Origin of the sequence: Yersinia intermedia (assembly GCF_900635455.1) — a bacterium.
GTDB lineage: Bacteria > Pseudomonadota > Gammaproteobacteria > Enterobacterales > Enterobacteriaceae > Yersinia > Yersinia intermedia.
This window is the reverse complement of sequence record NZ_LR134116.1, coordinates 1,888,275-1,912,345: the sequence shown is the minus strand read 5'-3', so window position 1 is coordinate 1,912,345 and position 24,071 is coordinate 1,888,275. Positions and strand designations below refer to the sequence as shown.

The window sequence follows — 24,071 nt, the reverse complement described above, 5'->3', positions numbered from 1 at the left end:
CTTTTGACATGCAGCCAAGAGGATAGAGGAGTCTGGCATGTCAATTACGGCGATACTTTCAATAACTCACTTTTAAAAAATATTAATTAATCTAATATATCCTCCATTCTTTATTCTGACTCTTGCCTTACCAATATGGTTGGTGCCAGGCAAGAGTCAGATATTAATTAACCCGCAACTTTATGGTTCGCCATCAGTTCTAATGCTTGTACAAGTGCAGAATGATCCAGATCCTTGGCACCATTAGCAGCACACAAATTGAATAACTCCTGACAAGTCGCAGTATTCGGCAAGCTTAGTGATAATGCTTTGGCTCCCTGTAGCGCTAGATTCAGGTCTTTTTGGTGCAGAGAAATACGAAAACCGGGAGCAAAGGTACGTTTAATCATTCGCTCGCCATGTACTTCCAAAATACGCGAAGCAGCAAATCCCCCCATCAATGCCTCACGCACTCGTGCCGGATCGGCCCCCGCTTTCGCAGCAAAAACCAATGCCTCAGAAACGGCTTCAATAGTCAGTGCAACAATGATTTGATTAGCGACTTTGCATGTCTGACCATCACCATTACCACCAACTAAGGTAATGTTTTTACCCATCAGCATCAGCAGCGGCTTCACACGTTCAAAAGTCGCCTCATCACCACCAACCATGATAGTTAAGGTACCCTGCTGAGCGCCCACCTCACCACCAGAAACCGGTGCATCCAGATAAGAGGCTCCAAGGGTGTTGACTCGTTGGGCAAAAGCTTTGGTTTCTAATGGCGCAATCGAACTCATGTCCACCAGTACCTTCCCCTTCAACTGGCCTTCGGCGCAGCCGTTAGGGCCAAATAATACCTCTTCAACTTGAGGCGTATCTGGCACCATAATGAAGATTATCTCAGCTTGATCGACCACTTGCTTGGGTGTAGCACAGGGAATCGCACCCTGATCCAACAATGACGCTGGCACTTCACTTAGGGTATTGGCATACAACTGATGGCCACCGGCGATCAATTTTTCCGCCATAGGTGTTCCCATAATGCCAAGACCGATAAATCCTACTTTCATGTTAACTCCCTCAGTGTTGATATTTTTTCACCCAAGACAAACCCGCTACCGTTGTTGTGGCTGGTTTATATTCACAGCCGATCCAACCGCTATAGCCCATGTTGTCCAGTGCGTTGAAAATAACATCATAATTTATTTCACCCGTACCCGGCTCATTACGCCCTGGATTATCAGCAACCTGAATATGGGCAATTTTGTCCTGTAATCTTTGCATGGTTTGAATCAATTCCCCTTCCATGCGCTGCATATGGTAAATATCATATTGCAAATAAAGATTCGGGCTGCCGACACGAGTCATTAACTCCAGTGCTTGATGGGTATTCTTTAAATAAAACGCCGGCATGTCATACTTGTTGATAGGTTCAACCAGTAAACGGATATTTTCTTTAGCCATTTCCTTAGCTGCATAGCTAAGGTTAGTTACCACCAGCGAATCCGTTATGTCTGCATCAACCCGGCTATCAGGGTTACCAATCAAGCAGTTTATTTGCTGACAACCGAGCGCTCTGGCATATTCGATCGCTAACCCAACACCATCACGGAATTCAGCCTCTCTTCCTGGCAAGCAAGCGATACCACGTTCACCGGCTTCCCAGTTCCCGGCAGGTAAATTATGAAGTACCTGCACTAACTGATTTTCCGCCAGTTCATTACGCAACGTATCGATGGCATAGCCATAGGGGAACATATACTCAACAGCACTAAACCCTTGCTGGCGAGCAGCTCGGAAGCGTTGAATAAAATCAACTTCATTGAATAACATAGATAAATTTGCCGAAAATTTAGGCATCGTATTTCTCCTCAACGGTAATCAAAATGCGCAATTGCCGTGGGCGCATCTTCAGGCGTCTGAGCAACAGGTTCGAATTCATTGACGTTATCCAACTCCGTCCCCATTGAAATGTTGGTCACACGCTCAAGAATAATTTCAACCACAACCGGTACACGGTGTAGACGCATTAACTCCTGCGCTTGTACGAATGCCGGGGCGATATCTTCAGGCTTAAATACACGGATCGCTTTACAACCCAGACCTTCAACCACTTTCACGTGATCGACGCCATATTCACCGATTTCTTGATTATTAATATTTTCAAATGACAGCTGGACGCAATAATCCATATCGAATCCACGTTGTGATTGGCGAATTAATCCGAGGTAAGCGTTATTCACCAATACGTGGATATACGGCAGCTTAAACTGAGCACCCACTGCCAATTCTTCGATCATGAATTGGAAATCGTAATCGCCTGATAGCGCCACAACTTTGCGTTGAGGATCTGCGGCACAAACACCCAGAGCCGAAGGAATAGTCCAGCCTAATGGCCCAGCTTGGCCGGCGTTAATCCAATGCCGTGGTTTAAACACATGCAGCATTTGCGCCGCAGCAATTTGCGACAGGCCAATGGTCGTGACATAGCAAGTATCCCGGCCAAAAATACGATTCATCTCCTCGTATACCCGTTGCGGTTTAACCGGCACATTGTCAAAGTGAGTCTTACGCAGCATGGTTTTTTTGCGGTGCAAGCACGTCGCTCCCCATTCGTCCCAATTTGGCAATGTTCCCAGACTAAAGCGCCTACGTGCACTATCTACCAACATTTGTAACGCCACTTTGGCATCAGAAACGATCCCCAAATCCGGGCAAATCACTCGGCCTAATTGCGTCGGTTCGATATCAATGTGGATGACTTTTCGACCCTCAGTGTATTTATCCACCGAGCCGGTATGCCGATTTGCCCAGCGATTACCAATACCGAATACCAAGTCGGAATCTAATAAATTAGCATTGCCATAACGGTGAGAAGTTTGTAGGCCAGCCATACCTGCCATCAACGGGTGATCATCTGGGATTGCTCCCCATCCCATCAGGGTAGGGATCACGGGAACATTACAGATTTCGGCTAATTGCTGGAGCAAATCAGCCGCGTCGGCATTATGAATGCCCCCCCCCGCAATAATCAGCGGCTTCTTGGCAGCACATAGCATATCCAGAGCTTTGTCGATCTGGGCCTGAGTTGCCGCAGGTTTATACGCCGGCAGTGAGGCATAGGTATCAGGATCAAACTCAATCTCTGCCATCTGTACATCGTAAGGTAGGTCCACCAGCACTGGACCAGGGCGGCCTGAGCGCATCAAGTGGAATGCTTGTTGCAATACACGTGGCACCAGTGCGGGTTCCAGTACGGTAACCGCCATTTTAGTCACCGGCTTAGCAATAGACTCTATATCCACCGCCTGGAAATCTTCCTTATGGAGCCTTGCCCGCGGTGCCTGGCCAGTAATACAGAGAATTGGAATGGAGTCCGCAGAAGCGGAATACAGGGCAGTAATCATGTCGGTACCCGCCGGGCCAGACGTCCCCAGACATACCCCTATATTACCCGCTTTGGCGCGAGTATAGCCTTCGGCCATATGAGACGCCCCTTCCACATGCCGAGCCAAGAAATGTTTGATCTTCCCGTGCTTTCGCATCGCGTTGTAGAAGGGATTAATTGCCGCACCCGGCACACCAAAAGCAGTATCTACCCCTTCTTTCTCAAGAACATACATAGCTGCATCCACGGCCCGCATAATCGTCATTTTTACTCTCCAATTTTTATGGAAAAATTTTCCAACTTAAAATTAAATCTAAAAAATCCCGTTTGAATAAACGGGACTTTTACATCAACTTTTCAGATTTCAGAGTAGGAAGAGGAAAACGGAGAGCCTGTAGCACTAAGCCTTCTTGCGTGACTCTCCAAGAGCAGCGCTGATGTCGTTAGCAACATCGCGTACTAGCTCACCTAACTCCGTAAATCTATCCTCACTCATCCGCGAACTTGGCCCTGAAATTGAAATGGCCGCAATCACATCGTTGTTACGATCAAAGATTGCTGAAGCGACACAGTTCAGCCCTAAAGCGTGCTCTTCATCATCAACGGTATACCCATTCTCACGCGCCAATAGCAGATCTTTTTCCAACATATTCAGGCTAGTAATCGTTTTGGGCGTATAAGACTGCAAGCCCGCATTCACAATAAGATCCAGCCGTTCATCTTCCGCTAGCGGATACAATAGTGCCTTACCAGCGCCGGAGGCATGCAGTGGTAGGCGACTCCCTAGTGGAGCACACATTCGCACCATCGCCTGGCATTCGCACTGCCGAATAAGTACTGCATCCATATTATTACGGATCGCCAAATTAGCGGTTTCACCTGATAAGCGCATCAGGCGTCGCATGTACGGCCCGGCTATTGACACCACATCAAGGTCATTCATATAAGCTGATCCGACAGTGAAAGACTGAATGCCAATGTGCCACCAACCAAGCTGCGGATCTTGAAATACGAACTCCGACTTCTCAAGAACCTTCAATAACCTGAATGTGGTCGAAAGCGGTAGCGCCAGTTTGTCAGACAAGATGGAAACGGTCGCACTACCACCCGAGATTGCCAGATACTGCAAAATTTCAAGCCCCCGATCCAATGCTTGTGCTCCTTTAGTAGCACTGGTATCAGCTTGCAACGGCCTGCCCTTTCTGCGTAATTCAGTCATTCCTAACATCCTTCATCATGCAGCTTACGATTTAATCCTCCTTATAATAATCATGGTCAGACATTTCCTACTAGCGTTATTAACCTGTATTCCCAATTATCTGGTTATATCGCTCAGATAGTAGAACTGATACAACCTAAAATATAATCCGATACGGTTCAGGTAATTGCCCAACGATACAGTTATCTGCTCCACCGCGATCTATCGTTAGAAAATCAGTTACTTTTTCATAGGCAAATAACGGATGATGCCAAACATTACAGTGATAACTCACGCCTTGCCGCCCATTAGTAATAAAAGCACGCAGACTATTGAGTGGGATCTCATCTCCGCCTAGTGCGACAATAGTAATAAAGCGTTCCCCGTTCATCGGTATAAAAGCCTGTGATGACAGTGGGTGTTTTTCTAACACGGAAAAGATCAGCGGCATCTCACAGGGTTGTGAGCGATTAATACTGACCAATACCCTCCGTCCATCAGTGACTTCTACTTTGGCCAAATCATGATATCGTTCGGTCTTACCATTATTAATATGAAAAAAATCATTGCCTTCGACCTGTATCACATCACCATAAGGTGCAAATGCTTCAGCCGTCAGTTGTTCTAATCTTAACTCCATGCTTACCCCATTCTTAATTCTTAGTTACTCAACCAGACTGAGCCAATTCAATTTCTGTCTTCAATGCAGATACCTTAATCAAGCCACAATATATTTTCTAGTTAATTTTTGGAAAAATTTTCCAAGACAAGATCAAACGCACATTTTCTTTAGGGGAATAAAATAAAATACAATTAAATCAATAGATAGGTAAGATAAGAAAAAAAGACAAGTAAGCAAACAATCAGTTAACAACTTTTAAACGATTCGTTTTTTTAACGGTAAAAACCTATTCAGAATGTCGTGCTCACACGCTGCTAGTTATATTAAACAAGAGGAAGTCCATGCTAGATCAAGAAACTATCCGCTCATTTATCGAAGTAGCTGAATGTCAAAGTTTTTCTCGTGCGGCTGAAAAGCTACATAAAACAACGGCGACCATTAGCTACCGCATAAAAACGTTAGAAGATAGTATCGGTACGCAACTGTTTATCCGCACTACTCGCAGCGTAAACCTGACACCTGCCGGAGAATATTTGCTAGAACGTTGCCGTCAGTGGCACGATTGGCTGGGTTCAATGCCTGATGAACTACGCCAGATAAGCCAAGGTGCAGAGCATCGGGTGAACATTGTTATTAACAATCTACTGTACGACCCTATCGTGGTCGCTGACCTGCTAGGTCATTTGAAAGCACAGTACCCTTTTACCCAATTCCATATATCTCGTCAGGTATTCATGGGAGTGTGGGATGCGTTGCTGAATGAAGATTGCCATTTAGCGATCGGGGCTAACGGTAGTGAAGCATTGGAAAACACAATTAATGTGCTACCAATCGGTAAAATAGATTGGATATTTGCTATTGCCCCCCACCATCCACTCGCTAATGCAACACAACCGCTGCCCGATGGGTTGTTGCGACAATATCCAGCAATCAACGTGCAGGACACCGCACGCCATTTAGCAAAACGGATTGCCTGGAAGCTCGCTGGCCAACAGGAAATTGTTGTCCCTGACATGCGTTGCAAACTGGCATGTCAACTACGAGGAACGGGGATTGGATTCCTGCCGCTAAGTATTTGCCAGCAGTATCTTGCTAATGGGCAACTGATACAAAAACAGGTGTACCATGAGCGCCAGCCATCAATACTGTCACTGGCATGGTCCTCCCATCGATGTGGTGAGGTCGTAAAAAGTATCATTGCACTATTCCAGGCACAGGACGAATTAGTCACCGGCTTCACCCCGAACATATATTCGCTATACCCTCAAAATAAATAGACTTAATAGGCCCAGTGAAACCGAAAAAGTAAAACAGATCCTCCTTTTTCGGCTGATTAGACTCACTCGCAGGCGATGATGCTAAGTCTCGCCCCCTACAGAAGAGAGTCTATCTCTGTAGGTAATTAACCCTTTCAGCTTTCAGGCTACGGGAAAAATTTTCTGTCATTCCATTAAAAATTCGCCGCAAGTTTGATTCCTACCATTTTTCTTTGCCTGGTACAGTTGTGAATCAGCTTGCAGCAGCAAATCCTCAGGCGCGCAGGTGCTGTTAGTCTCTTTGCAACAGACCCCCAAGCTAATGCTGACAAAGGGATAAACAGTGGAACCAGCATGAAGAATTTTCTGCTCAAGAATTTGCAATCTGATAGTTTCCGCAAGCTCCATTGCGCCAGCTAATTCAGTGTCAGGGAGCAAACAGACAAACTCTTCGCCGCCGTAGCGGGCCACCAGATCCGCAGGGCGTCGAAGAGCATCCCGGATAACTTTTGCAATATTCCGCAAGCAATCATCCCCGCCCTGATGTCCATATAAGTCATTATATTTTTTGAAAAAATCGACATCAATCATGATCATACTAAGTGGAGTTTGGTTACGATTTGAGAGTTTCCACTCCAGATCTAACTGCTTATCAAAGTAACGCCGGTTATGTACTTCGGTTAACCCATCTAAATAAACTAATTGGCGTAATAGGTCAGATTGAGCTTTAAGCAATAAGTGTGTTTTCACTCTAGCCCGAACAGTGTTCCTGTTAATAGGTTTGCTGATAAAATCCACAGCACCTTCGCTAAAGCAGCGAGTTTCGGTTTCTTCATCAATATGCGCAGTGACAAAGATAACCGGAATATCCTGAGTGTCTGGCGATGCCTTGAGTCTGGCACAAACCTCAAAACCACTCATACCGGGCATTTCGATATCCAATAGAATCAGATCTGGATGCTGACTGATACAGACGTCGAGTGCCTGTTTACCATTGGTAGCCATACACACATGATAATCGGAAGAGAATGCTTGATAGAGCATCTGAATATTTATCGGATGATCATCAACAATAAGGATCTTAGGCTTCCCCGCGCCGGGTAAACTCAAGGTCAAATCTTGGGAAAAAGAATGGATTATAGTCATATCTTCTTATCTCGCTGAGTAGGAAGATTCACCATCAAGGTTTGGCATAACTTGATAGCGTTGGCAAAATCTAGTTGGCTTATTGCATCATTAAGGGGAGATAATTGTCCATGAAGTTGCTTATCAACCGTCATCATTAATTTATTCATCACCTCTAACGCAGCCATATCTGAATTTTGTAATAGCAGTATCAAACGATTTATTTCTAACTCAATAGATTGAATATCAAATGCCTCTACCGCGACATTATTAGCGTTATCATTCGATAGCATTGGAGTTAAGACCATTAACCCTGATTGTATAACAGATACTTTACTTCGCATCTCGCTCAATAATTGATTAATCGTATCTGGCGTAGGTACCGCACCCTGGCTAAATAACTTCTCCCCTTGCCCCGCACTCAACGAGAGTTCCGTTGCCCCCAGTTGCGCAGCAAGTCCCTTGATAGTATGTAGCAGACGAGATGCCGACATAAAATCGCCTTCAGTCAATAATGTCTCCAACTGGGTAGGGAAATTAGCCAAATCATCACTGAGCAGCGATAGCATTTTTTGGTATAATTTTACATCGCCCCCTAATCGATTCATGGCGGAATCCACATCAATGCCTGCCGTTGCCGCAACATTTTTTAATTCAGCAGATAACAAGCAAGGGGTTATATGGCTAACCGTGGCAGCAACATCGGTTTTTCCACTGTATTTTCGTATAACCTGGATTAAATTGTTCAAGTCAAAAGGTTTACCAATATGGTCATTCATACCTGCAGCAAGGCAGGCATCACGATCAGAAGCCATCGCGTTGGCTGTCATAGCGATAATAGGTAAATTCTTTAATCCGAGACTTTTCCGAATATATTTCGTCGCATTGTAGCCATCCATCACCGGCATTTGTAAATCCATCAATACCAGATCAAATAAAGACGGATGATGTTCTAATATCTCAATCGCCTCTTTGCCATGGTTGGCAATTCTGACATCAGCCCCCTCATCCTCAAGTAACTCACGGGCTATTTGCTGATTATTCAAGTTATCTTCGACAATTAATAGTCTTATACCAGACAGTCGATGTGATGGTTCAGTTATTACCTGTTTCGTAATATCAGGTTGTTTACGCTCACTTAATGCATCGATCACTGAATCCAACAACATCGATGCCGTGATCGGTTTAACCAGATAACCGTCCAGTAATGCCTGATCTTCTTCGCTGCGTTGTAATAACATTTCACGATCATGGGCGGTTATCATGACAATCATAGGACCGTTGTCTACTGGCATCAGTTCACGCACATATTTGCTGGTCTGCCAACCATCTAAGCCAGGCATTTGCCAGTCAATAAATAGCGCCCCGTAGGTAATACCACTATCATGCTGCTGTCTCATCAGTTGCAGTGCTTCATTGCCACTGGTAGCTACATCAACGGTCCATTTTAGCGATTCCCCCATTTGTTTGATCAGGTCACAGGCCGTCGGATTATCATCAACAACCAAGACACGCAAATTGTTCAACGCATGCGCTCTGGCTGCCAGAGTATCGGGTTTTTCATTATTAATAACTAAATTGGTATAAGAAGGCAGAGGCAGCGTTATGGTGAAATGAAATAGACTCCCCTGACCAGGTTGACTTTCTAAGGCTAGCGTCCCGCCCATCAGTGCAACAAAGCGCTGGCTTATTACTAGCCCTAATCCTGTGCCACCAAATCGGCGCGTTGTAGAGGCTTCTGCTTGTGTAAAACCACTAAAAATACTTTCCTGGTTCTCTGGTGCGATGCCAATCCCGGTATCGCGCACCCCAAAATGTAATGTCACATGATGGCTATCCTGCGTGATAACTTTGATGAAAAGCACTACTTCACCAAGTTCGGTGAACTTCAGCGCGTTGCCGCCTAGATTGGTTAATATCTGCTGAAGCCGCATACTATCGCCCTCAACAAACTGGGGGAGTGCCGGATCAATATCAAACAAGACCTCAACCTTTTTAACCTTCAGATTGCTTGATAAAATAACCGCCAGATCACGCAGCATCACATGAATATCAAAGGGGATACATTCCAGTGCCATTTTACCGGATTCGATTTTGGAGAAGTCCAGGATATCATTCAGCAAATGCAACAAGGTGCGAGTGGCCGCTTCACTTTTAACTGCATAATCAGCTTGTTTCCTGTCAAGACCCGTTCTACGCAATAATGTCAGCATACCAAGAATGGCATTCATCGGGGTCCGTAGCTCATGGCTCATATTAGCCAAAAATGCAGATTTGGCCTTATTGGCTTCTTCAGCAGTTTCTCTTGCTGTTTTTAGGATATTCTCGGCCTCACGTTGTTGCGTAATATCCCGATTAATCCCCATCATCAACATTGCTTTGCCACTTTCATCCCGTTCAACTGTGCCGGTCGATTGAATAAAGTGGACTTGGTTTCTCACAATAATACGGAAAACCTGACGATAAACACTTTCATTTTCCAGCGCGACTTTTATCGCACGTTTAACCTCGGGGATATCCTCGGGATGCACAAGGCTATACCAATACGTCAACGGGATAGGGGCATTATGTAATTCCTCAGGGACCCCATAGATATCATTCATCCGGTCATCGAAAGAAAGTGTGCCTTCTGGAATGTTCCAAGTCCAAATCCCTAACTCAGCAACGTCTGCCGCTCTGACTAATTGATTGCGAGCGATAATCAGATTGGTTTGTTGATTTTTATTCGCTGTAATATCAACTTGAATGGAAATATATCGCTCAATCTGACCAGTACTATTGTTAAACGGAGCAATCGTAGTATCGACCCAATATAAAGAGCCATCTTTAGCCTTATTACAGATCTCCCCGCGCCACGAGATCCCATTAGCAATGTCATTCCACATCGATTGCCAAAAAGCAGTCGAATGTGTATGAGAATCAACTAAGCGGTAAGTCTGCCCTATCAGTTCTTCACGACTGTAACCACTGATATTGCAAAATGCGTCATTAACATCTGTGATTATCCCTTCCCGGTCTGCGGTAGAGATAATACCGTGTAAATTAAGCGTACTGAGTAAAGCATTATTTTCACGTAATGCTGCTTCAAGACGTTGATAAGTCGCTTTACGCTCACTGATATCTGATTCAATCGCCATAAAGCCGATGGGTTCATTCTTATCGTTATAGCGAGGTTGAATCTCCAGCTCAATCCAATACTCTCTACCTGACTTTGTGCGATTGACTATTTCGCCCTTAAATGACTCTCCAGCATCTAACGCAATTTTCATCGCCCTTGCTACGCCTTGGTCTGTATTACTGCATTGCAGTAATTTCCCCGGCGACTTGCCTAATGCCTCGGCTAGACTGTATCCGGTAATACGTTCAAAACCCTCATTAACCCAGACAATATTACGCTTCACATCGGTAATAACGACGGCGTTAGAGGTGTTCTTAGCCACTAAAGCCAGACGTTCAAGATTGGCGGTCATATTCCGAGCCAGCATCTCTGCCCGATTACGCCCACTGATTTGCTGGCGAATAAGTAAAGCCAATGCCGAACTTAGCAAAAAACCAAAAGCGAACACCAACCAAGGTGCATAACGTTCGGTGAAAGCTTCAAACACTGGTGTACTGCTGACTCGCAGTGTCATTTCTCGACCAGGTAGTGGCAAGACGCTGGTATTGTGAAATATTCTGGCAGCTATTGCTCCATCATGATGCTTTTCATTTGGTATTAAATTGCCGTATTTACTGCCATCTGCATCGAAAATCATCGTTTTATTAGATAAATCGTTGAGACTATCAAACAACTCAACATCCACTCGCCCATTCATAAACTCTGGAATATCACGTAATAGATCAGCAATCACAATGGGTGAATACAGCAGACCAACCAATGATGCCTGCCGTTCAGCCTGTGTCGTAGGATAGGTGCCCGACTTATAAACCGGGACAAAAAGCAATGTGCCGGGAGTTTTAACGTTAGACTGAACCAGATGAATAGTGCCGGAAAGCGTGGGTTTTCCGCTATTTATTGCCAATAATGCGGCTTCTCGCCTGATCGATTCAGAACCAATATCCAGCCCCTCTGCACCTTGGTTTTTTTCTGCTGGCGCAATGTATTTAATAATATACAAATCATCATGCTGTTTATCCTGAAGCTGACGAAGAGCAAATGCAGGAGCTCCGTCAGCTCGAGTATCAGTAATGAACTCATTTAACTGGCTGCGCGGCACTCGTTGAATAAAACCGAATCCCCTCACGCCAGGGAACTCCACCGGCAAATTACGCGAGGCAACATAAGCATGAAATTGTTCACGGGTTAAATGACTGTTGGTAGCATAAGCACCTCTTATCCCATTTAACCCATATATTGGCTGAGAGAAACGCCGAACAACTTCTCCAGAGACTCGATCGACATTACGTTGAAAATCTATTTTTGCATTGGTTTCGATTTCGCTATAAAGCCACCATGCCCCTGCACCTGAAATAACCAAGCCAATAATGAAAATGAACAGCGGCAGCAAAACATTTTGCTGTAACTTAAATGAAAACCAAGAAGCCGATTGCTGCGTATGGGTATTAAGCGGAGAAGTATTCATATAATATCTATACCCTTATAATCATTATTGGCTAAAGCATAGGATCACTGTGCAACTTAAGATAGTATTGGTCACAATCAAAACTAGCTTACGTCTTTTTTACCCAAAGAAAACTGTATCAGTCAGGGCTGAACATAAAGTTGTAGTTCATTATGGCCTAATACCGTTCCCTGGCGGTTGAGAATGTCGCTTATCACCTTTATCGTTTCAGCACTGCGAGGGATAACTTGTAATTCAATCACTTTTAGACCGCTATCCGCCTTCAGATTTATGTCCTGCACCCCCTCAGATAACGTCATACCACTTTGCAATATTTTCCAATGTAACGAAGCCTGCGGATAGTCATGCCAGTTATCATTGATGGCCCATAACCCAATGCGCCCGGTCTGCCCCTGAACCCAATTTTCTGTTTTAGGCTCAATAGAAGGTAAAACGGGTTGGTAAGCTTGCTGCAAGGCAAAATAACCGGGTTTAGGATGACGGAGATAATCAACAATTCCCCAGTTAATTGACGGCCAGTTCTCAGTAAACATAAAGTGAAATAAAGCAGCAACCGGTTGGTAACGTTGGCGTCGATAACTCTCTGCGGCGAGTTGGATTAAACTTGCCTGATACTGTTGGCTGTTCTTGATAAACGTACTGATATTTGGCCCGCGAGTCACTTTAGCTAACTCAAATGTCTCATGAGGTTGAAAATTATGATATGCCCAGATACGCCAACCTTCATCCGTTTTATCGGTAGTCTTTGGCCATAAGTCCGCAGGTGGAATGAAGTTTTTTAGCGTGGTCAAATCGGGTAAGGCCTGTGCACCAAACTCGCTAATTATTGAGTTGTTTGCCGGTTTAAGGTGGTCACTTTTCTGCCCTGAATACCAACCTTGCCAATAGTGCTCGGCGGTTGATGAGTGAGCATGAATAATGCGGCTATTATCCTGACTAAGCACCTGCGCAACGCTCGCGGTTAACGCTCGGTTGATATCAGGCCGCCAGTCTGGATAACGATATTGCATCCATGTGGCATCCCAGGGAGGTTCATTGTGCCCAGACCACAACACAATCGCTGGATGGCTACCAAACTGCCGTGTCATATCAGCGGCTTGTCTTGCTGCTTCTTGGGCAAAAGTGGCTGAATTATCATATCCCCATTGCAGTGGGAAATCTTGCCAGAGTAACATCCCCATCTCATCCGCCAGGTCGTACAACGCCCGGCCAGCCACGTGGGCATGCACCCTTATGGCATTGATATTGGCCTGCTGCATCATAACTAAATCACGGCGATAATCGGCTGACGTTAAGCTCCCCAGCCACGGGCTACCAATATAGTTAGTCCCTCTAATGAAAAGACGCTTGCCATTGATTAACCAACTTTGCTCTTGGGGATCTGTCGCTATTTGCCGTAAGCCAGTGCGAACATGAGTTACATCCATCATGCCCAAACGGTCTGAGAAACTGACCTCCAGCCGATAAAGATTTTGTTTCCCATGACCAGACGGCCACCACAATGCGGGGTTATCAAGAGCAAAATTAGCAGTGAGCGTTTGTGCATCATGTTGGCTGGCCAGCAGTGAAACATTTTTTTCCAGTTGATAAGATTGCCCGATAAAATTATCAGGTATCAGGCGCAGCAACATAACAACGGAGCGGTTGCGGTTAGCACGATAATCCAAACTCACCTTTAGAATCGGATGTTCAAGCCCTCGTGACCAGTCAGGTACAGCCAGGACATTGTCTATAACCGCGCCACGGCTGATATGTGACGTTACCGGAGCCCAGATACCGCCTGAATTAGCATCCTGTCCGCGATCCGACCACGCTCCACCCGGCCGGGTATCATGATGGTTGAACACGCCCTTAACCAGTTGCTTATGAAACGACCAAACTTTCCCCGGAGTTTCGTAAGGGCTATCTACACGCACCGCCAGCACATTCTCGATTCGAGCTGTATCAGTGATATCAATGCTGAACCGCTGAAAATAACCCTTATGTTGCCCTGCTTGCTGATTGTTGAGCCAAACATCTGTTTGATAGTCGACGCCATCGAATACCAAGGTCGCCATATAATCGGTATCTAAAGCCGGTAATGTAAACCGAGTGCGATACCATAATACACCTTGATGGTCGACGCCCTCACTGTACCAATTAGCGGGCACTTTCAGATGTTGCCACTGGCTGTCATCCAGTGTGTCACGCCAGGCTGCAGAGGCTGGCGGATTGCCATCCCGTATTCGCCACTGACCTGACAAATCCAAAGTAGAGGGTAACTGACCAATAGCACCCGACGAGATAAGTTGTAAAAGAAATCCCAAACTTAAAATTGAAGCTCTGCACCGATAAGTAATGTTCATTTCGATGCCACCTCTCGACGGATGACTCTTTCTTGCGGTAGGCATAATTGTGGCCGTGAAAAAACATCGCTCATACTTACTTCAAGATATCCCGCACCAGACTCGGTATTAATTAAGTTTCCCGCCGTTTTATAGAGCAGCGTTTCTAATACCATAGCGTTAGTGGTCAGACTAATTGTCTTGTTATACGCACCATTATTTTCATAACGCCCCTCATACCATCCGCGTTGTTCATCACGCTGCATCTGAGTCAACTGCATTAATGCATCGGTATAAGGGCTATTCCACAAGACCCATAAACCAAACACAGCGCGTGTTGATACCAGCGCCAGATCAGGATGAAATTGCCCGTCCTCGCTGATAGTATTCCAATGGTAACCATTAGCGAACACCGTATCGTAAACGTGGTATGGCGCAACTGAGGTGAAATAATCACTACGTGCCGTCAATATATGTTCTTTTTGCCACCGTTGTTCCTGTACCCGATAGACATTATCAATACGTTTTTTTTGCTGTTTAAATGTTGGGGTACTTCTTAATTCCATTGCAGTAAGTAAATAAGGTAAGCTGACCACAACAGAGGGTACATAGGTTGTTCGGGCATCTCTAATATCGAAATCGATGGGTATGCCATAAATAAACGTGGTGTTATAAGGAAGATTAGCTGATATTCCCACAGGAAAACCCCACAGTCCAAACGCACCAGCGGTATATTCGCTGTAACCTAACACCCCTTCTGGCTTGGCTATAAACTGACCATTAACAGTAACTGATTTCAGCAACTCACCATTGCCATCAATAACCTGGCAGAAATTCCATCGTAATAGAACCTTATCCAGATACTCTGCATATTCAGGATAAAAACGTGCGACAACTTTTAAACCAACCATCAAGCGGCCTATATCTTGTGCGGACCACCCTAACGGTTTTGGCTGGTTAGCATAGTCAATCATCTGTCCGTTGATGGTGCTGTAACGCAGATTTGGCGTTTCCCCCCCCACCAAAGGTAAATGGCTGATCGTTGCCAATAATAGTGATAAGCGCTGATCAAACTCCTGCCGATTGATCAGCCCTAATTGGGCTGCTGCAGTTAATGTGACCAGTGTATCGCCAATTTGCCAGAGATTAACAACCGGATAATTATCCAGCGAATTAACCAACCCAGTTCCTACTTGCGTATTATTAACAAAATAACGCCAGGCTACTTTCGCCCACAATTGCTCAGTATCTGATAACACTCCACTACGGACAGAATAGGTAACGGCGCTTTGATTAATACTGGCACCGACAGACATACCGCCAATAAACGCAGCACTAAGTATCCCAGCCCCTATCACCAAGGCAAGCGCGGAACACCTCACTGTTTTGCGCATGATGATGTCGCCGTAGCAGGTAGTTTAAATATGTTATTACTGGCAGAGTCATCCTGGCATTGGGCACACTGGCAACTCTTACAGTTTGGTGCTTTACGTATCGCGATACCCGTTTGATCACAAAATGCGGCTAAGCTTGGTGTTGCATCAATAAACGGCCGATTTCTTTTACTATTATTATCATCAAAAGCATTAATTAACTGCCGTTCCCACAACGATGGAATATAATCTTTGTGCCCAGGATCCCCACTGGTGAAACGGAGTATTTTCCCTTCTTTTTTAAATAATAGCGCTTCTAACATGATGCCATTATTATTTGCTGTGAACTCGTTAATTGGCCCTTTGCCATTTTCGTAGAGACCCTCGTTGAAGCCGACATCCTTAACATTGGCATTTTCTATTGCATCAAATAATCGGTCAGTGTACGGCGAATGCCATAATACCCACATGCCTAGCGCAGCTTTTAATGACACTGCCGCATTTTCAGGGACAAAAACGCCCTGATCGGTAATAGTGTTCCAGTTATAGCCATCGGAAAAAACCGTGTCATAAACAAAGTAAGGGGCGCGATCTAACTGATGTTCTGAACGTGCAGTAAGTATCCCCGTTTCACGGTAGCGGTTTTCCTGTGCCTGATAGACCCGATTGGCGAAGTCTTTCATCCAAGGATGACTGTAGCTCCCAGATTTATTAGCTCGATCATTACTGCGATCCCACCCCATCTCAAAGCCATGTAAGATATACGACTCAGTAACTACGTAGTTGTGTTGATTCGTTTTGCGTGCATCCCTAGAGTCATAAGGGACTAATACACAATAAATTTTAGCCAAATCATAAGGTTCAGGGCGCGATGCCTGACAGGTAGAAAAACCCCAAAGTTGGAAACCACTGGCGGCGTACTCTTCATAACCCAGTCGCCCTTCCTGTACATACTGAGGTGCGTTATTTTTATCTAATATCGCCCCATATAACGTACCGCAATCATCTATAACATGTGAAAAATCCCAACCCAAAACCACATTATCAATGCTATTAGCATATTCAGGATAGCGTTCCTTAATAATTTTAAGCCAAATTAGCATACGGCCAGTATCGAGAGCTGAAAATCCTATTTCACCGGGTTTATTCATATAGTTAACTTTTTCTGCGGTGATGGTGTTATAAGCTTTATTGGGTAATTGCCCTTGGAATAGTGCAATATTATTCAGTGTCTTTAAAAACGGTAACATCCGGTGGTCAAACTCTTCCTTATTAATAATACCCAACTCACGTGCCGACACCAGTGCCGCCAAATAAGATGCGCTATCCCATATGGTGGTCGAAGGATAATTATTAACTGCATTAACAAGCCCAGTTGTAGGCTGCAAATTATGGACAAAATATTGCCAGGCATTGACTGCAACCGCCATCTCCCTCGGCGTTAATTCGCCGTGGCGGACGGGATAGGTTTCAGCGGCTAATTTATCACCCGACGATGTGGCACCGGCATGAAAAGACAACATTGCCAATAGCGTCAATATCGAGCATACAACCTTAACGAACAGACTTGACCTTCGCAAAACTGACTGATTTATCATCATACAATCTTCCTACTTCAGTTATTTATTCGTTGTGCCGACTGGCTGTATCGCCTGAGTACAGCCAGCACAAAGTAGTTTTCCACCATTGATAAAAGCCAGACTTTCTAACACTACGCCATTGGTATTGGCATTAAGTGACGTATTTACCTTATTGCTAGCTTCATAAATACCGCTATACCAACCTTTGCTCGGATCCATCAAACGACTTAATTGATCCCGTGTCTGTTCACTATAAGGTGTGCGCCATAAGGCATACCAACTAAATGCCGACTTGGTTGATAACTGTCGTAACTGATTGACACGTTCACCTTTATCCGTAATAACAGCCCAATCTTCATCAGCATAATGCAGCGTGCTATAAATAAAGTAAGGAGCCTGATCGACATGATCCTCACTGACGGAAGTATATATACCGGTACGTTGAAAACGATTTTCCTGAGCTTTAAAAACCCGCCAGGCTAATTCAGATGAATAGTGATCAAAACCCAGTTCTAATCCCGTTAAAATATAGGGCTCGCTGACAATAAATGTATTTGCTCCCTCTTTTTGCGAAATACGATCATCATCAGGTATCAGTATCCCTTCAACTTTAATAAATTTCAGATGCGCCGTGTAATCAAGGGCCAAACTGGCATTAATACCTACAAGTTGCAGGGTCCGAGCAGCATATTGCTCATATCCTATACGCCCTTCCTGATGCAATGAAATGACCTGCGTTTTATCATCAAGCACCGAGCCTTGTAATTGATCATTGGCCACTAACGCGTCTAAATGCCAACGCGAAATAACATTATTAACCTCAACAGCATGTTGGGGATAATTCCATACCAATATATTTAATGGCACCATCATGCGGCTAATATCAATAGCCGACCAACCGATCCCTAGAGAACTGGGCTGATTTATGTAATTCACCATAGATAATGTCTGCGTGTTATACGCTTTATTGGGTAATTTACCTTCAAACAGCGGCAGTTTAGCCAATGCACCTAATGCATTACTGATACGACTATCAAACTCATCTTGCTGAATAATGCCAATTCGTTTAGCAGAAATCAGTGCCATAAAATAACTACTGGTATCCCACATTGTCGACGATGGGAATTTATCCACTGAATTCACTAAACCACTCGGCTGTGTATTATTAACAAAATATTGCCATGCTGCTTTAGCCCAAATCATTTCTTCAGGATTCAGTGGCCTTGGACTTGGTATTAATGGTCGTCCAATACTGGTGGCGATATGAACACGGGAATCACCACTATCTTCGGAATTATTCTCGACATACAACACAATAGAAAAAGCGATTAAAATACCAATCACCATCGCCAAATAACTTCTCGCCTTAAGGAGGTTATATTTAAATGACATCAGGAACCCTCCTGTAAATTGGATTCAGCATGTTCAGGTTGCCAAAGTGCCGCTAAAACCATCGGCATCATGGCTGCAATATTAGCGGCCCCCCAAAAGATATTGATTACAAAGCCTGAGGGATCTTTAATGTTTCCTTCTGCTATCTGAATCGCTCCCCAAATCAACCCCAATAAAGTCAGCCCGATAATAGCAAGTTGAGGCTTAACCAAAGATAAAAAGTTGCCCTGTTGACGTTCTTTGGGCGTCACATGAAATTTGATTTTCTCTCCTCGGAGTACAGTATCCAGTGCTCGTAGATTCATGGAAAATAAAGCAAGAAAAGACGATTTCCCGTCCCACGCAGAGATACCCCAAGTGCCAAACATAAACGCTAATTCAGAGACAATCATGAAGGGTAGAAAATGCAGATAAAAAGGCGATGAGTAAGTCGAAACAGGGGGGATACCCGTGAAGAGATAAATTAGCGGAGCAATCAAGAATACCGTATTCCAGACACACGCAAAATAGGACCAGAAGGTGGTGCCATACATTAATTTTTGTATCGCACTGAGCTTAATCCGTTTACTGGTGAAAAGTCTGTCATGTAAGGCAATATCCATTGAACCTGCTGCATACTTAAATCGCTGGATCATCCAAGTCAGTAAGTCCTGTGGCGAAAGCATTTTTGATTCTATTTCTGGGTGCATGACAGATCGCCATTTACGACCAGGATCACCATGTAAAACGATAGAGGTATAGATATCTTCTGATACATGAAATTTATACGGCATCACTTCAGTATCATGTATCACATGAGGCAGCATGGCCTGAACCAAATCGGCTTTAGTTTCATTATCAGTTACGTCGCCTGTATAGTGCTCGATCTCATCTTCTATACTGTCTACATAGCGGCGCAGTGCAGCTTGCATAATAGCTTCACGACGATGAACAGATGCAGCACCGCAACAAAAAGCGGCATTAGCCCAATTGCGTCTGCGTAAAATGACATCGTAGAACATTTGTGGATCATTAAAAAAAGGATCATGTCCCACCGTAAGTGGGCCAACCAATCTCTCTATCCCTTTACCAATAAAATAGCCTGCTGAACCTAACTTTTGCTTTGCCCACACCGGTAATCGTTTACCCTGCGGTAAATCATAAAACCACTGAGGAGTCTGGACCCAAGCAACATCTACATCACGAAAATAACCCAATGTATGAGTTAATATTGTGGGGAAAACTCGGGTATCCGCATCACAGATAATAATAAAATCACCGTCAGTCATATCCAGACCATGACGAAGATTACCTGCTTTATAACCGATATTATTTTCCCGACTTAAGTAATTAACGCCCTCTTCTTTTGCGACAGCCTCCATTTCACTTCGTTTACCATCATCCAGTACATGAATGCGATAATCCAAAGGGAAAGGATAAGTTACGGTCAGTGCATCCCGAATTGATAAGCGCACCAATTCGACATCTTCATTATAGGTGGCAATAAACAAATCAACTTTTATCTGGCGCCTTTCTTGCGTCTCTTCAGGGGCTATACAATCATCGATTGTTTCAGGTACTGAAGGGACAGGAATATCTCTAACTTTCCAGAGGTTTATCGTAAATAAAGCAGAACCAATAAAGGCCAGCGTTTCAGCCATTACCAACGGGATGGCATACCAAAGCGCATCGTAATTAAGTGAGTTCATCCAGCGCCAGCGGATATAGTTTGCCCCCAAGATGAGTGCGGCAACCGCCAGGCTTTGCCATAAAAACTCAATAGCCCAATGAGTTTTTAGTGGTAATGGTGGTTTCCTGTTTTCAAACGAAGAGAAATAAAAAGCCATTATCACAACCTCAGCCAATCCATGAAAATAAGTGAGATAAATCAGCCCATTTTAGGGGGAGTTCAGAGAGCCTCATTTTACAAACAAACACAATATTCACGTCTGCTCTTCTATTTTCTTTATCAACGATAGATAATTGACTCCCTCTTTTACTTTATAACTGATGTCATCAACGGCATTAAACATCATCATCATGCCCATTCCATTCTCAGGCCAGGAGTCTGGTGCTGATAGCTCAGGAAAATGAGATAACCCGCTTTTATTTTGCAAAAATTCTGCGGGTATAGGCTTACCTTTATCTTGTAAAGTCACGGCTAGTTGATTATTGCCATAATGCATCACAATAATAATATTTTGAGTGGCATCATAGTTAACACCATGCTTTACAATATTGATAAATGCTTCATTTAATGCAAGTTCCACGGCATAACTGCTAGCTGAGTCAACCTGTAATGGCTGAATAAATTCAAGTAACTTTTCATGTAAAATACATAGGCTAGACAATGAAGCCGGCAGGCTTATTCTCATTAACCAGCCCTGCGAGTCACTCTGCGGATAGCTCATATCAACGTTTCTTTGTGCAAAAACTCATTGAACAAAGATGTCTCCGCCATAATGATGTCTTTGCGCCGCTTATCATCAATGAGCCAGTTTAGACCGGCTTCAGATAAATCAATTGCCGTACCATCCGGTGAGATAACTTTCCCGGTAAATATCATCTGTTGATGCAAATGTGCGATACCGCCGACGCGGGTATAATCAGCAATAAAACTTTGATCGATAATAGCGCCCTGCTCTAATAAACACCCCGCGCCAATAATCGTTGGGCCTTTAATCGTCACGCCAGGCTGTATTTCTGTACTACTGCCAATATAGACTGGCCCTTCGATATCTAAGGTCGAAAAGTCGGCTTTAACATTAAGCCCGCACCAGATTTGAGGTGCAATCTTAATTCCCGGCATGGGATAATTGGGTAAATCCTGATTAAGGATCATACGGTTCACATGCCAAAAATCTTGTAGCGATCCAATATCAACCCATTGGAATGGCAAGGCAATACCGTAGAAAGGAACACCTAATTCAGCAAGTTTAGGGAACAACTGGCTACCAATGTCATACTCGACACCATCAGGAATATAATCAAATATCTCTGGTTCAAAAACATAGATACCGGTATTGGCATTGTTTGATAACGCATCTTCAGTTTTAGGTTTCTCCTGAAACTTACTGACTCTGCCTTGCTCATCAGTGACAACAATACCGTATTTATTTACCTGATCCGCGGAGACCGGGCGCATAACCAAGGTTGCTACACTTTTTCTGGCCCGATGGAAAGCCAATACTTGATCGAAATCCACATCAATTAATGCATCACCACACACAACCACAAAGGTTTCATCAAAAAAACCTGAGAAATTTTGGATGTGTTTCATTCCGCCAGCGGAACCCAAAACATTGTCGACAAAAGTATCACCCTCCATAATACCTTCGTAGGAGTAACCTATTTCCACACCCCAGGCATGACCGTCACGAAAATAATTTTCGATATCCACAGATAGATAGCTGGTATTCACCATTAACTGATTAAACCCATATTTTCTTAAATGCTCAATAATCGACTCCATAATAGGCTTACGAATCAATGGGATCATTGGCTTTGGCAATATAGTTGTCAGTGGTCTGGCTCTGGTTCCTTTTCCGGCAGCAAGGATCATCGCTTTCATAAATAGGTATTCCTTACAAATTAAGGTGCTACGGAATGCATCTGCTGTAATGTATCGGGTTGATTAGCTCCGATAGTAAATATCCTATCCATCCGGGTTAACTTGAACATTCCGTGGATATTGTTATTCAGTGAGCAAATAGCAAGCTCGCCTTTCCCATTTAAGGTTTTCAACAATGAAACCAAGGCCCCTAAACAACTACTGTCGATGAAATCTACCCGACTAAAATCCAATAAAATATTTTTGTTCCCTTGGGCAATCATTGCTTGTATATCTTCCTTAAATTTCAGGGAAACTGATGCATCCAGTCGCCTGATCAAGGGGGTTATCACCAATACATTGTCAATTGTCTGAGTTTCAAAGTTCATTATTTCTTCCTTACAATGCCGTTAGGAGAGGGGAATTGTTGTTGTGTTCGATCACCAGTAACGAGATATCATCACTAAATAGAGAACGCCCATTCTGAATATCACTTTGATGCTCATCTTTTTGTATCGGGTGCCAGCATTTCAATGCCTGCTGCACTTGCTGAAAAACGGCTTGCATACTGTCCCGCGAACCCACGGCCAGTAAGTCTTGTAATCGACGCTCTCCAAATAGCTCTTGCTCAGCACTCTCACACTCAACGATGCCATCAGTAAATAAATAGAGCCGGTCACCTGAATTAAGAGCAAACTCCGTATCCTGGTAGTCCATTGAATCAATCAGTCCAACCGGCGCACCACCGTCACCAATCGGGGTAATCTGGCCAGCGCTACTGACAATAAAAGGTGTTGGATGCCCTGCTTGACAAAGCACACCACTTGCCGTTTGAACATCAATAACGCCATAGATAAGAGTGAAATAACTGGCTATATCATCATTCTCTATACAAAAACGACGATTAAGTTCACCTACAACTTTATGTGGCGGGGTAATTCGATAACCAGAGGCGGTATCTGCTGGTGAAATCAATAAATTATCCACCGTGCGCCCATTAAGAAATTGGCGGGCAACTGACAGTGAGAGCATCGCTGCCGCCACACCATGCCCTGCAACATCAATACTGTAAAAACCAATGTGCTGATTGCCCAGTTGGAAAAAACTTAACAGGTCACCCGAGACATAGGCGGATGGTATAAACATCCATTCGGCTTGAAAGCCACTCACCATTAGTTTCTCGGCGGGCAAAACACTCCGTTGCAATTTTGCCGCAGCCTGCAAATCATCTTCTATTTGTTGATAGGCTTGGGACAGTTTCTTATTACGGGCATCGAGGGTCGCCTCTAACATTAATATCCGTTCGCCTGCATGCAATCTGGCGCGTAACTCACTTTGATTTATCGGTTTTGACAGAAAGTCATCAGCACCCGCATCTAAACCCGCGATCAAATCCTCAACGGATTGCCGCACGGTTATCAATACTAAATAAATATACCGATCGAAATAATGCTTACGGATAGTCGTACAGAGTTTCAATCCATCCATGACCGGCATTTCCCAGTCACTGATCACCATGTTGATAGCATTACCATCGAGAATAGCCAAAGCATCTTGACCATTTTCTGCTTCAAAAACAGTGAATTGCCAATTTTTCAGTAGATTAACCAGTAAAAAGCGGTAACTTGCTGAATCATCAACAACAAGAATAGATGTCACACCTGTAGGGGAGAGATGAGATTGCATAAGTTACCCAAGAGCATCGTGTAAACATAATTTATC

General features: G+C 44.1%; 17 protein-coding genes. 1 reads left to right on the top strand and 16 read right to left on the bottom strand.

Translation table 11 applies throughout. From position 1 onward, the window contains the following. Nucleotides 1-167: 167 nt before the first annotated feature. The 5 genes from glxR to EL015_RS08670 form a co-directional block, all read right to left on the bottom strand. On the bottom strand, nt 168-1,049 hold the full coding sequence (glxR, locus tag EL015_RS08690; RefSeq protein ID WP_005184521.1) for a 2-hydroxy-3-oxopropionate reductase: 882 nt from the start codon (nt 1,047-1,049) through the stop codon (nt 168-170). A 10-nt stretch (nt 1,050-1,059) separates the two neighbouring features. Further along, nucleotides 1,060-1,839 (bottom strand): hydroxypyruvate isomerase, encoded by a 780-nt coding sequence (gene hyi, locus EL015_RS08685; protein ID WP_032906126.1) that lies wholly within the window; start codon nt 1,837-1,839, stop codon nt 1,060-1,062. An 11-nt stretch (nt 1,840-1,850) separates the two neighbouring features. Continuing rightward, complete coding sequence (gene gcl / locus EL015_RS08680) at nt 1,851-3,632, bottom strand: glyoxylate carboligase (protein ID WP_032906128.1); 1,782 nt, start codon at nt 3,630-3,632, stop codon at nt 1,851-1,853. Between the two features lie 135 nt (nt 3,633-3,767). After that, nucleotides 3,768-4,586, bottom strand: a complete 819-nt coding sequence (allR, locus tag EL015_RS08675; RefSeq protein WP_032906130.1) for an HTH-type transcriptional repressor AllR — start codon at nt 4,584-4,586, stop codon at nt 3,768-3,770. Nucleotides 4,587-4,722: 136 nt separating this feature from the next. After that, on the bottom strand, nt 4,723-5,205 hold the full coding sequence (locus EL015_RS08670; protein WP_005184525.1) for an ureidoglycolate lyase: 483 nt from the start codon (nt 5,203-5,205) through the stop codon (nt 4,723-4,725). Between the two features lie 323 nt (nt 5,206-5,528). Here EL015_RS08670 and allS point away from each other — a divergent pair, with 323 nt between their 5' ends. Beyond that, a complete protein-coding gene (allS, locus tag EL015_RS08665) occupies nt 5,529-6,464 on the top strand; it encodes an HTH-type transcriptional activator AllS (RefSeq protein ID WP_005184526.1) in 936 nt (311 codons plus the stop codon). Between the two features lie 165 nt (nt 6,465-6,629). On the opposite strand, the gene EL015_RS08660 is transcribed toward allS, so the two are convergent. The 11 genes from EL015_RS08660 to EL015_RS08610 all read right to left on the bottom strand — a co-directional run bounded on the left by EL015_RS08660 (nt 6,630) and on the right by EL015_RS08610 (nt 24,035). Next, nucleotides 6,630-7,589 (bottom strand): diguanylate cyclase, encoded by a 960-nt coding sequence (locus EL015_RS08660; RefSeq protein WP_042568195.1) that lies wholly within the window; start codon nt 7,587-7,589, stop codon nt 6,630-6,632. After that, entirely contained in the window at nt 7,586-12,151 is a 4,566-nt protein-coding gene (locus tag EL015_RS08655) for a CHASE domain-containing protein (protein ID WP_005184528.1), read from the bottom strand. The genes EL015_RS08660 and EL015_RS08655 overlap by 4 nt, the downstream gene beginning before the upstream one ends. A gap of 122 nt (nt 12,152-12,273) precedes the next feature. Next, the gene (locus EL015_RS08650; protein ID WP_050413737.1) at nt 12,274-14,496 is read right to left on the bottom strand and encodes a glycoside hydrolase family 2 protein; all 2,223 of its coding nucleotides are present in this window, start codon (nt 14,494-14,496) and stop codon (nt 12,274-12,276) included. Next, nucleotides 14,493-15,869 (bottom strand): DUF3131 domain-containing protein, encoded by a 1,377-nt coding sequence (locus tag EL015_RS08645; RefSeq protein WP_071984979.1) that lies wholly within the window; start codon nt 15,867-15,869, stop codon nt 14,493-14,495. Before EL015_RS08645 ends, EL015_RS08650 begins: the two co-directional genes overlap by 4 nt. Further along, nucleotides 15,854-17,371, bottom strand: coding sequence for a DUF3131 domain-containing protein (locus EL015_RS08640; RefSeq protein WP_086018941.1), 1,518 nt, complete (start codon nt 17,369-17,371; stop codon nt 15,854-15,856). Before EL015_RS08640 ends, EL015_RS08645 begins: the two co-directional genes overlap by 16 nt. Nucleotides 17,372-17,467: 96 nt before the next feature. Further along, a complete protein-coding gene (locus EL015_RS08635) occupies nt 17,468-18,820 on the bottom strand; it encodes a DUF3131 domain-containing protein (RefSeq protein WP_032906136.1) in 1,353 nt (450 codons plus the stop codon). Continuing rightward, a complete protein-coding gene (locus EL015_RS08630) occupies nt 18,820-20,646 on the bottom strand; it encodes a glycosyltransferase family 2 protein (RefSeq protein WP_005184535.1) in 1,827 nt (608 codons plus the stop codon). Before EL015_RS08630 ends, EL015_RS08635 begins: the two co-directional genes overlap by 1 nt. A 96-nt stretch (nt 20,647-20,742) precedes the next feature. Continuing rightward, nucleotides 20,743-21,210 carry an ATP-binding protein gene (locus EL015_RS08625; RefSeq protein WP_230830740.1) on the bottom strand — a complete coding sequence of 156 codons (468 nt, stop codon included), beginning with the start codon at nt 21,208-21,210 and terminating at the stop codon, nt 20,743-20,745. Beyond that, a complete protein-coding gene (locus EL015_RS08620; RefSeq protein WP_005184540.1) occupies nt 21,207-22,370 on the bottom strand; it encodes a nucleotidyltransferase family protein in 1,164 nt (387 codons plus the stop codon). The genes EL015_RS08625 and EL015_RS08620 overlap by 4 nt, the downstream gene beginning before the upstream one ends. Nucleotides 22,371-22,390: 20 nt before the next feature. Then, on the bottom strand, nt 22,391-22,738 hold the full coding sequence (locus EL015_RS08615; protein WP_005184541.1) for an STAS domain-containing protein: 348 nt from the start codon (nt 22,736-22,738) through the stop codon (nt 22,391-22,393). A gap of 10 nt (nt 22,739-22,748) precedes the next feature. Then, entirely contained in the window at nt 22,749-24,035 is a 1,287-nt protein-coding gene (locus EL015_RS08610) for a PP2C family protein-serine/threonine phosphatase (RefSeq protein ID WP_005184543.1), read from the bottom strand. Nucleotides 24,036-24,071: the final 36 nt, after the last annotated feature.

Coding starts and splice junctions, on each gene's coding strand:
- glxR (WP_005184521.1), bottom strand. CDS start 1,049: ATGAAAGTAGGATTTATCGGTCTTGGCATTATGGGAACACCTATGGCG.
- hyi (WP_032906126.1), bottom strand. CDS start 1,839: ATGCCTAAATTTTCGGCAAATTTATCTATGTTATTCAATGAAGTTGAT.
- gcl (WP_032906128.1), bottom strand. CDS start 3,632: ATGACGATTATGCGGGCCGTGGATGCAGCTATGTATGTTCTTGAGAAA.
- allR (WP_032906130.1), bottom strand. CDS start 4,586: ATGACTGAATTACGCAGAAAGGGCAGGCCGTTGCAAGCTGATACCAGT.
- EL015_RS08670 (WP_005184525.1), bottom strand. CDS start 5,205: ATGGAGTTAAGATTAGAACAACTGACGGCTGAAGCATTTGCACCTTAT.
- allS (WP_005184526.1), top strand. CDS start 5,529: ATGCTAGATCAAGAAACTATCCGCTCATTTATCGAAGTAGCTGAATGT.
- EL015_RS08660 (WP_042568195.1), bottom strand. CDS start 7,589: ATGACTATAATCCATTCTTTTTCCCAAGATTTGACCTTGAGTTTACCC.
- EL015_RS08655 (WP_005184528.1), bottom strand. CDS start 12,151: ATGAATACTTCTCCGCTTAATACCCATACGCAGCAATCGGCTTCTTGG.
- EL015_RS08650 (WP_050413737.1), bottom strand. CDS start 14,496: ATGAACATTACTTATCGGTGCAGAGCTTCAATTTTAAGTTTGGGATTT.
- EL015_RS08645 (WP_071984979.1), bottom strand. CDS start 15,869: ATGCGCAAAACAGTGAGGTGTTCCGCGCTTGCCTTGGTGATAGGGGCT.
- EL015_RS08640 (WP_086018941.1), bottom strand. CDS start 17,371: ATGTTGTCTTTTCATGCCGGTGCCACATCGTCGGGTGATAAATTAGCC.
- EL015_RS08635 (WP_032906136.1), bottom strand. CDS start 18,820: ATGTCATTTAAATATAACCTCCTTAAGGCGAGAAGTTATTTGGCGATG.
- EL015_RS08630 (WP_005184535.1), bottom strand. CDS start 20,646: ATGGCTTTTTATTTCTCTTCGTTTGAAAACAGGAAACCACCATTACCA.
- EL015_RS08625 (WP_230830740.1), bottom strand. CDS start 21,210: ATGAGCTATCCGCAGAGTGACTCGCAGGGCTGGTTAATGAGAATAAGC.
- EL015_RS08620 (WP_005184540.1), bottom strand. CDS start 22,370: ATGAAAGCGATGATCCTTGCTGCCGGAAAAGGAACCAGAGCCAGACCA.
- EL015_RS08615 (WP_005184541.1), bottom strand. CDS start 22,738: ATGAACTTTGAAACTCAGACAATTGACAATGTATTGGTGATAACCCCC.
- EL015_RS08610 (WP_005184543.1), bottom strand. CDS start 24,035: ATGCAATCTCATCTCTCCCCTACAGGTGTGACATCTATTCTTGTTGTT.